Annotated in this window: 14 protein-coding genes; 9 read left to right on the top strand and 5 right to left on the bottom strand. The window is 37.0% G+C overall.

The features are described 5' to 3' along the window. Positions 1-287: 287 nt before the first annotated feature. The 3 genes from HYU07_06560 to HYU07_06550 all read left to right on the top strand — a co-directional run bounded on the left by HYU07_06560 (position 288) and on the right by HYU07_06550 (position 1,493). On the top strand, positions 288-611 hold the full coding sequence (locus tag HYU07_06560) for a hypothetical protein (GenBank protein MBI2129867.1): 324 nt from the start codon (positions 288-290) through the stop codon (positions 609-611). Beyond that, positions 608-925 (top strand): hypothetical protein, encoded by a 318-nt coding sequence (locus tag HYU07_06555; protein ID MBI2129866.1) that lies wholly within the window; start codon positions 608-610, stop codon positions 923-925. Before HYU07_06560 ends, HYU07_06555 begins: the two co-directional genes overlap by 4 nt. Before the next feature lie 61 nt (positions 926-986). Continuing rightward, positions 987-1,493: a hypothetical protein gene (locus tag HYU07_06550; protein MBI2129865.1), complete on the top strand. Its 507-nt coding sequence runs from the start codon at positions 987-989 to the stop codon at positions 1,491-1,493. A 59-nt stretch (positions 1,494-1,552) separates the two neighbouring features. On the opposite strand, the gene HYU07_06545 is transcribed toward HYU07_06550, so the two are convergent. The 3 genes from HYU07_06545 to HYU07_06535 form a co-directional block, all read right to left on the bottom strand. Then, entirely contained in the window at positions 1,553-1,894 is a 342-nt protein-coding gene (locus tag HYU07_06545; GenBank protein MBI2129864.1) for a hypothetical protein, read from the bottom strand. Between the two features lie 63 nt (positions 1,895-1,957). Further along, entirely contained in the window at positions 1,958-2,293 is a 336-nt protein-coding gene (locus HYU07_06540; protein ID MBI2129863.1) for a hypothetical protein, read from the bottom strand. A 148-nt stretch (positions 2,294-2,441) separates the two neighbouring features. Continuing rightward, a complete protein-coding gene (locus HYU07_06535; protein MBI2129862.1) occupies positions 2,442-3,431 on the bottom strand; it encodes an RNA-guided pseudouridylation complex pseudouridine synthase subunit Cbf5 in 990 nt (329 codons plus the stop codon). A 110-nt stretch (positions 3,432-3,541) separates the two neighbouring features. Between HYU07_06535 and HYU07_06530 the strand changes: the two genes are divergently transcribed. Both HYU07_06530 and HYU07_06525 read left to right on the top strand, forming a co-directional pair. Continuing rightward, entirely contained in the window at positions 3,542-4,072 is a 531-nt protein-coding gene (locus tag HYU07_06530) for a hypothetical protein (protein ID MBI2129861.1), read from the top strand. A 5-nt stretch (positions 4,073-4,077) separates the two neighbouring features. After that, positions 4,078-4,494 carry a DUF1255 family protein gene (locus HYU07_06525; protein MBI2129860.1) on the top strand — a complete coding sequence of 139 codons (417 nt, stop codon included), beginning with the start codon at positions 4,078-4,080 and terminating at the stop codon, positions 4,492-4,494. Between the two features lie 3 nt (positions 4,495-4,497). Here the strand turns inward: HYU07_06525 and HYU07_06520 are convergent, their stop codons facing one another. After that, positions 4,498-4,815, bottom strand: coding sequence for a hypothetical protein (locus HYU07_06520; GenBank protein MBI2129859.1), 318 nt, complete (start codon positions 4,813-4,815; stop codon positions 4,498-4,500). A gap of 126 nt (positions 4,816-4,941) precedes the next feature. After that, positions 4,942-5,319, bottom strand: coding sequence for a hypothetical protein (locus HYU07_06515; GenBank protein MBI2129858.1), 378 nt, complete (start codon positions 5,317-5,319; stop codon positions 4,942-4,944). Positions 5,320-5,431: 112 nt separating this feature from the next. Between HYU07_06515 and mtnP the strand changes: the two genes are divergently transcribed. From mtnP to HYU07_06495, 4 genes are read left to right on the top strand one after another with little or no spacing between them, the layout of a single operon-like run. Continuing rightward, on the top strand, positions 5,432-6,187 hold the full coding sequence (gene mtnP / locus HYU07_06510; protein ID MBI2129857.1) for an S-methyl-5'-thioadenosine phosphorylase: 756 nt from the start codon (positions 5,432-5,434) through the stop codon (positions 6,185-6,187). 9 nt (positions 6,188-6,196) lie between these two features. Then, positions 6,197-6,490 carry a hypothetical protein gene (locus tag HYU07_06505; GenBank protein MBI2129856.1) on the top strand — a complete coding sequence of 98 codons (294 nt, stop codon included), beginning with the start codon at positions 6,197-6,199 and terminating at the stop codon, positions 6,488-6,490. A gap of 11 nt (positions 6,491-6,501) precedes the next feature. Continuing rightward, a complete protein-coding gene (locus HYU07_06500) occupies positions 6,502-7,032 on the top strand; it encodes an adenine phosphoribosyltransferase (protein MBI2129855.1) in 531 nt (176 codons plus the stop codon). After that, entirely contained in the window at positions 7,025-7,870 is an 846-nt protein-coding gene (locus HYU07_06495; GenBank protein ID MBI2129854.1) for a Bro-N domain-containing protein, read from the top strand. Before HYU07_06500 ends, HYU07_06495 begins: the two co-directional genes overlap by 8 nt. Positions 7,871-7,953: the final 83 nt, after the last annotated feature.

Below are 7,953 nucleotides of genomic sequence, written 5' to 3'. Positions count from 1 at the left end.
CTTTTATATTTGCGTTCCCGACTTCTAACTCCTCCATTTTTTCACCTCGATTTTTTATGCTATCGTTTTGCTTATTAAGAGAATAATTGCGTGAGCTGTGATGTTATCGAATGAATGACGGTATGATTTGATATTGATTGTGATTAGGAAGTCTACGAATATCATAACTAGTATATAAATGTTACGTTTTTGTATACTGGTATATTAAATAATTAAATAACTACATTGGATGTCTGGGCAAAATTTATAAATGCAGCCATAATCACGATAATCAGAAAGGGGTTTAAATGGCAGACTATAGAACCAAAAGGATAGGGGAACTTAAGCATTACATTATAGAAACATACAATGTGCTGCCAAAAGGATGCATGCAGATGTCCTTAGATGCATTTTCAGAATTTTTAAGTTCCGCTAATGAAAAGGTGCTGGATGGATTTGACAAGTGCACAACAGACATAGGGGTATCAAAACAAAGAAAAGACATACAAAAATCCTTTAACTATTGGCACTTGATTAAATCTATAAACACATTGGTTGAAATGAGCGAACTAAATTTTGATGAATCGTTGCCATTAGAAGGCATTGTAAAAATTATAAAAGAGAAAAAATGAGAGATAAACAAGCACAAGTTGCAAAAAAAGACCTCTTTATAGGCGGTTATTCATTGAGGGGTATTAAGATGCTTCTAACAGAAAAAGCTCTTGATTTTATGATGATATTTAATTCACATAAGTGTAAGAAAATAGATTTTGGCATACTTGAAGAAAATGTAAGGCAAGAGTTAAGAGAGCTAGAAGAACTAAAAAAAGATTACGGACAGCATCCGCTTTTTAATGAGGTTTACAGAAGAATAAAAAAATATTATTCTGAAATAGAAAAAATATACGAAAACAATTATCGTGTAAGAGAAAAGCTTTTTGTCTGAAATCTCAAGATTCATAAATTAAACACTAAGATTTATATCCTCATTGTGATTATTGGTCTATATGACTTGTGAATTAGCCAAGAGAGAAAAAAGCGGCTTAGAGACTATAGGTGGATTTGATAGCTATCAAGGTATTCTCTATAAGGAGATTAAAAAGGCCATGCTGGCAATGGAATCAAAAGAAATACTTGATTTTAATATGTATCTGAGAACTGCAGGAGCATGTGTCGATGGCTTAGAGCAAGGCTTATGCGGGTATTTTGCCAATCCAAGGCCATTATCAGAGCATAATCTCAATTGTATTGAAGATCCATTAAACATTTATATTGCAGACTGCATCATGGAACGAATTCACATTCCTCAGCAAGACAAAGAATACTGGGAAAGAGAAGCTGAAGAATGGCATTCTGTTGATGGCACCACTCTCAAAAATCGCTTTGCAGGCGGACCTCCCAAGGACATCATAAGCATTACAGTAAATCCTGAATTTGCAATATTTGCGGCAATAAAAAGAGAGTCTGACAGAATAATTAATGAAAGAAAGCATATTAAACTTTTGCCACAATAATTTTTAGTGCGAGGGCGCGCAAGAACCCTTGCGGGTCGATCCAAGAAATCAGCAGCAGTTCACTGACTCGCGTGCATAAATCTTTCACAGTATTTAACTAGATCGCGTCTTGCTTCGTTAACACGCGCCATGAATTCTTTTAATTCCCTGGCAGAAACAGGGTTGCAAAATTCAACTGATGCCTCGCCAGCCTGCCTATTGCCCCCCCATTTGAATCCAGGCTCACATGTAACTATCCTGTCGTTTATTGAAGGAGCATATTTATTGTTATTTGCGCTAAACATCTCTAAAACGAGAAAGCTAATATCGATGCCTGCAGGATGATAGTTTTCGGGGTTAGGGCCCAATAGCCTATATTTATAATAAATATCTTTGATCCTGGCCAATACATATTCCTTCATTTCAATGCCCCCTGTTCAGAGATAAATTGAGACGATGCTTCATCTTCTTTTTTTAATGGAAACTTATTTAACAATATCGCACAAATGTTTTCCAGAACTAATTGAAGATTCTTTAATTATGGGGTTTCTCGCAAAAACATATGGAAATTTATTATATTTTCTGCCCGTAGATAATACTAGCTCATCTCTAGGATAGTCCTCAAGGGAAACACCGTGTTTTACAACTTCTCCATCAATAATCATTACCCATTCTGCGCCATATAAATCTAACTGATGTTCAATCCATTCCTGATTTTTATTCAAAGCTTCAGTTTGATATGCGTCCCTTTCTTCATGGGTCATTGCTAATCCTTCATCAAGTGTAACCTTTTTTCCTAAGAAAGTTGGTGTCTCGCCCATTTTATTTTACCTAATGATTGATAATTACTTTATATTTATAAATCTTTTTGTTCTGCAACAATTTTAGAATAAATAAATTTTACCCTCTATAATGCTATTTTTTAAAGTAGCGGGTAAGAAGTCATCGCAAACCACATACCTTTTTCATTCAAGAAATCCTCGGATAAGTATTGGGCTGCATGAACACTTTTTCGATCTTCACAGCAACGCCCTTGTCCTTTTTCATGATCTCTTCAGAATTCATCTTTGCTATGCCGATCGCTATTAGTTCGTTTTTTAAAGTCATTACAGCGACCATATCGCTGAAAATTATTTTATCATTTAATTTGCTTATTCCCGGAATCTTCAAATCTGATCCGTGGCACAGGCTGTCAACTGTGGTATCCAATACCCATGCTTTTGGAAGGTGAGAAACAGCATGTTCAATCTGAAGTATTATTTTTCTGATGAATTTTCCATTGTTCTCTTTTTTGTAATAATAGAATGCATCTGTCAGGTCCTGCAGCGTGGACAGGCTTTCATCTTCCTTGAAAGGCCCTGCTTTTGTCCTTCTTAATTCCGCCATATGGGCTCCGCAGCCAAGTTTTTTTCCAATATCATCGCACAGTTTTCTTATGTATGTTCCTGCCTGGCAGCCTACTATGAACAAAATGTCCTGGTCCTGGATTTCAAGAATTTCGAGATAATATATTTCCCTTGTCCTTTCCACTCTTTTTACAGAGCTTTTTATCGGAGGCAGCTGCCTTATCTTCCCTAGGAAATCATCTAGAACTTTTCTCAATAAGCTCTCTTCTATTTGTTTATGAATGTGCATCAGGCAGATATATTCTTTTCCTGCTGGCAATAATGTCTGTACAATCCTTGTTGCCCTGCCAAGCGCAACCGGAAGAATGCCTGTAACAGCCGGATCCAATGTTCCAGAATGCCCTGACTTTGAAATCCCTAAAATCTTCTGGACATAAGCAGAAACCTGGTGCGATGTCGGGCCTTTTGGCTTGTCTAAGTTGATTATTCCGTATTCTATGATCTCTTCTGTCTTTCTGTCTTCCGGAATGCAGCCGTATTTTTCAGAAGTTTCAGAGGGCTTTTTAATTAAGATCTTGTACTCTATTAATTCGAACGGCAGCTTGTTGCTCATATTATCAGAAAATGCCTTTTCAAATAAAAATGTATTGGTTTTTATATTGAGATTATTCGGCAGTAGTCACAACAGCAAAATTTATAAATGGAGCTTTATTCTTAAAGCCAATGATAAGCGTGAAGGCACTTCCATTTGAAAAGCAAGATAAAGATAAACTGGAAGACGGTCTGCTTAAGTTAGACGCCGGATCTTCAAAAGAAGAACTTTATGCTGACATCTTTGTATGCAGCAAGGAGGTAGAAGGCGAATTAAAAGAATTTGCAGATCTTTCTAAGCAGGATAGATTAAAAGAAGGCTTGATCAAGGTGGGTGATACAGAATACTTTCACATCAATGATCTGGGAGAAATTAAAGTTATTGCCGATATATACCCGCGAGAATCTGATGAATTTCTCGAGGAATGTTTTATTGCAACTGCTGTTTATGGCGATGCAAATCATCCGAATGTTCTAAGACTTCAGGAATTTAAACGTGATGTTTTAATGCAAAACCCATTTGGCAGGGCATTTACAGATTTTTATTATAGCGGAGCAGGAAAAGGAATTGCTGATTTTGTCAAAAAACATCTGCCTTCTTCGATCCCTGTAATCCGCAAATGCCTTGATTTTGTGGTTGACAATTATTCAAGGAACAGGTGAAAATCATGAACAAGAAAGAAGCAATAAGAAAATTACTGGATAAATATCCGAATGCATCAGTTTTGAGGAAGGAAAATCCTGAAATAAGTGATTTATTATCTGGAGAATTTGCAGTTGAACCTCCTAATGCTTGTGAATTCCCAACTGGAATTATTGTGAGCAGAAGATTGGTTAAACTACTAGAACATGACTCTACTGTTGGTGTTATAACTCCTGGGAGGTATGAATTCAGTATATTGGGAAATAGGGCAACAATGATCGTTCTTAATGGCCGCTTATTTGCCTCGGTTAACGACGGCCCAGAATCAACACTGCAAAAATATGGGAGTATAATAGCGCCTGCGCATACAACGCTGAACTTAGCAGTGCTTGACTATGTTTTTTATATCTGCCAGTACAAGCCAGAAATAAATAGAAAATAAAATTTATTCTTCAAATTCTTCTTCATCCTCCTCTATTTCTTCGCCTTTCTTCTTTCTTTTCTTAAGCCTGTCTTCCTCAGACTCGTCATCATCTGGTTCCTCACTCTCTTCTTCAGCTTCTTCTGTTGTTTTATCTTCTTCGCTTTCAGGCTCTTTCTCTTCAGTTTCTTCTTTTGATTCTTCTTCTTCAGAATCTTCTTCTGTTTCTTCAGCTTCGCTTTTTTCTTCAGGCTCTTCCTTCTTTTCAGTTTTTTTCTGATCTTCTTCAGAATCTTCATCGTAATCTTCAAATTCCTCTTCGTTTTCTTCTTCTTTTGCCATGCTGAAAACCTCCATAAGTGATGAAGTTAATTTACTGTTTTAGTTTAAAAAGATTTCTGAAAATTGAGCTAGGCGGAACTGAAAAGTTTAATGTTCTTCACTCGTTCGCTCTTGAGATAACAACTCTCAGAACCTTGCCAAAGAACGAAAATAACGCATTTCTACCTCATAACCATTTAGATCTAAAGTCTTAATCTCATCTTTTGGGACTAAAGACTCTACTGATTTTATTATAGAACAATTGAAAGATAAATGAAAATCATGTTTCCCCTTTTCTCTTTCACCAAGATATACATAACCATAAACAGATGGCTCATTCTTCATGATACTAAAATAAAGCTGTTTCCCCTTTCTTTTACTAAAAACATGTAGGGGGTGGTCCAATACAACAATGTCCATATGCAATCTATTATCTTTTATTTTACCGCCAAGTTTGGTTCTATCTAATTCTGAAATCACTCTGACTATTTCTCCAAGTTCTTTTCGAGCTTCTTTACTTTTCATGTTATGATATAAATTTAATGGATTTTATAAATATTTCTGAAAATTTTATTATAAACAAAAATTAACAAAAACTATTTAAATCAAATAATAAATGTGTGGCTGGGGTAAATCAATGGTTAAAATAGGAATTATCGGAGGCTCCGGGCTGGACGATCCAAAAATAATGAAAGATGCAAAAGAAATAGAAGTCATGACTCCTTTTGGCAGGCCGTCTTCGCCATTAACAATCGGCTCTATTGAAGGTGTTGATGTTGTGCTTATTGCACGGCATGGAAGAAAACATACTATTCCGCCATCTCAGGTTAATTTCAGGGCAAACATTCATGCATTGAAGGAGCAGGGCTGCACTCATATATTGGCAACAACTGCCTGCGGCTCTTTAAGGCAGGAAATCGGGAGAGGGGATTTTGTCATTCTCAACCAGTTCATAGATTTTACAAGGCACAGAAAGATAACTTTTTACGAAGAATTTGAGCCGGGTGCTGAGAACGCAAAGCATACGCCTATGGCAGACCCTTTTTCAGAAGGATTAAGAAGGAAATTGATAGAAGCTGGAAAAGAATTGGGCTTAAGAATGCATGAAAAAGGGACAGTTGTAACAATTGAAGGCCCGAGGTTTTCAACAAGGGCAGAATCCAATATGTTCAGGATATGGGGTGCAGATGTAATAAATATGTCAGTTGCCCCGGAAGCAATACTTGCAAATGAAGCCGGCATTCCATATGCTGTTGTTGCCATGTCAACTGACTATGACTGCTGGAAAACAGATGAAGCTCCGGTTGAATGGCATGAGATATTAAAAGTATTTGAGAAGAATGTCGCCAATGTAAAACGATTATTGCTGAAAGTCATAACAAAGATAACATAGGTGATTATTATGGGTGTTGAACTTATAACAAAAAAATCAAAAACAAAGCCGATACCGCTTGTGATTACAATAGGCATATCGCTTGATGAGTTTGCTGATGCAGTGGCTGAAAAATTTGGGTGCACAATAAGCAAAGAAAAAGAGTCTTTAATCTTATACTTTGAACGTAATTTAAAAGCATATAAGATTATAAAAAATGGCAACGGAATAGGAGTGGTGGCTTATGGAAGAAATGCTGCTGAAAAAATAATTGAAGAATTTGGATGCAAATCCCTGTTAGAAAAAGACTATGAGCCACAGTAGAGGCAAATACAATGGAGCATATTAAATCAAAAATCCGGACAATACCGCATTGGCCCAAGCAGGGCGTTATGTTCAGGGATATTACAACATTGCTGAAAGATGCTCAGGGCCTGAAAGATGTGATCAAGGAATTTGTTGAGCGATACAAAGATGCCAAAATAGATTTTGTTGCCGGAATCGAAAGCAGAGGATTTATTTTTGGCGGAGCAATTGCGCATCAGCTTGGCGTTGGATTTGTTCCGATAAGGAAGAAAGGAAAATTGCCGCCAGAGGTTGAAACATTAACTTATGACACAGAATACAGCACTGACACAATTGAAATGAACAAGGATGCAATAAAAAAGGGAGATAATGTGCTGCTTGTTGACGATTTGATTGCTACCGGGGGTACAGCGTTGGCTGCCTGCCAACTTATTGAAAAGCTCGGCGGCAATATTGTAGAGTGCGCCTTCATTGTTGATCTTCCGGAATTGAAAGGAAAGAACAAGTTACTGGAAAACAATTACAAGGTTTTTAATCTGGTGGAGTTTGAAGGTGAATAAAGTGGAAGAAAATAATGCATTAGTTGTGTTTCAAGGAAAGCAGATAAGGAGAATCTGGCATAATAATGAATGGTGGTTTTCAGTAGTTGATATAATAGGTGCATTAACCCAAACCGATAGAGCTAGAAAGTACTGGTCTGATTTAAAGGTTAAGCTTACCGATGAAGGTTTTGAAGTGTCCGAAAAAATCGGACAGTTGAAGTTAATGGCAGATGATGGCAGATTAAGGGAAACAGACTGCGCCAATACAAAAAATATGTTCAGAATCATCCAATCTATTCCATCTCCTAAAGCAGAACCATTTAAGCAATGGTTGGCTCAGGTAGGTTATGATAGAGTTGAAGAAATCCAAAATCCTGAACTAGCTCAAAAACGCATGAAGGAAATCTACAGGGCAAAGGGCTATTCTGAAGACTGGATTGAGAAAAGAGTAAGGGGAATTGCAATAAGGGATGAATTAACAGATGAATGGAACAAAAGAGGGGTAGAAACGGATAGGGAGTTTGCTATTTTAACAGCAGAAATCTCAAAAGCAACCTTTGGAATGACGCCAAGCGAATATCAAAAACTCAAAGGGCTGAAAAGAGAAAATCTGCGCGACCACATGAATGACCTCGAGCTTATCTTTACAATGCTTGGCGAGAGAGTTACCACCGAGATCACCAGAAATAAAGATGATAAGGATTTTCCAGAATGCAAAGATTCTGCAAAAGAAGGCGGAGAGGTCGCCGGCAACGCAAGGAAAGATGCTGAACGTAGGATAGGCAGATCAATTATTTCAGGTGAGAACTACCTTTCTGCAACGGAAAAAGACAAAAGAATTGAAAAGAAAGGATAGATTATTAAAAAACTAGTATGTGATTTTAAAGTTGGCGGAGTTTGAAGGGGAATAAGAAATTTAATGTAAATCATTCAAAATTA

The sequence above is a fragment of the Candidatus Woesearchaeota archaeon genome, from assembly GCA_016180285.1.
GTDB lineage: Archaea > Nanobdellota > Nanobdellia > Woesearchaeales > JACPBO01 > JACPBO01.
This window is presented reverse-complemented; position numbering and strand designations above follow the sequence as displayed.

Excerpts from the sequence above, each read along its gene's own strand:
- HYU07_06560 (MBI2129867.1), top strand. The coding sequence starts at position 288 with ATGGCAGACTATAGAACCAAAAGGATAGGGGAACTTAAGCATTACATT.
- HYU07_06555 (MBI2129866.1), top strand. The coding sequence starts at position 608 with ATGAGAGATAAACAAGCACAAGTTGCAAAAAAAGACCTCTTTATAGGC.
- HYU07_06550 (MBI2129865.1), top strand. The coding sequence starts at position 987 with ATGACTTGTGAATTAGCCAAGAGAGAAAAAAGCGGCTTAGAGACTATA.
- HYU07_06545 (MBI2129864.1), bottom strand. The coding sequence starts at position 1,894 with ATGAAGGAATATGTATTGGCCAGGATCAAAGATATTTATTATAAATAT.
- HYU07_06540 (MBI2129863.1), bottom strand. The coding sequence starts at position 2,293 with ATGGGCGAGACACCAACTTTCTTAGGAAAAAAGGTTACACTTGATGAA.
- HYU07_06535 (MBI2129862.1), bottom strand. The coding sequence starts at position 3,431 with ATGAGCAACAAGCTGCCGTTCGAATTAATAGAGTACAAGATCTTAATT.
- HYU07_06530 (MBI2129861.1), top strand. The coding sequence starts at position 3,542 with ATGATAAGCGTGAAGGCACTTCCATTTGAAAAGCAAGATAAAGATAAA.
- HYU07_06525 (MBI2129860.1), top strand. The coding sequence starts at position 4,078 with ATGAACAAGAAAGAAGCAATAAGAAAATTACTGGATAAATATCCGAAT.
- HYU07_06520 (MBI2129859.1), bottom strand. The coding sequence starts at position 4,815 with ATGGCAAAAGAAGAAGAAAACGAAGAGGAATTTGAAGATTACGATGAA.
- HYU07_06515 (MBI2129858.1), bottom strand. The coding sequence starts at position 5,319 with ATGAAAAGTAAAGAAGCTCGAAAAGAACTTGGAGAAATAGTCAGAGTG.
- mtnP (MBI2129857.1), top strand. The coding sequence starts at position 5,432 with ATGGTTAAAATAGGAATTATCGGAGGCTCCGGGCTGGACGATCCAAAA.
- HYU07_06505 (MBI2129856.1), top strand. The coding sequence starts at position 6,197 with ATGGGTGTTGAACTTATAACAAAAAAATCAAAAACAAAGCCGATACCG.
- HYU07_06500 (MBI2129855.1), top strand. The coding sequence starts at position 6,502 with ATGGAGCATATTAAATCAAAAATCCGGACAATACCGCATTGGCCCAAG.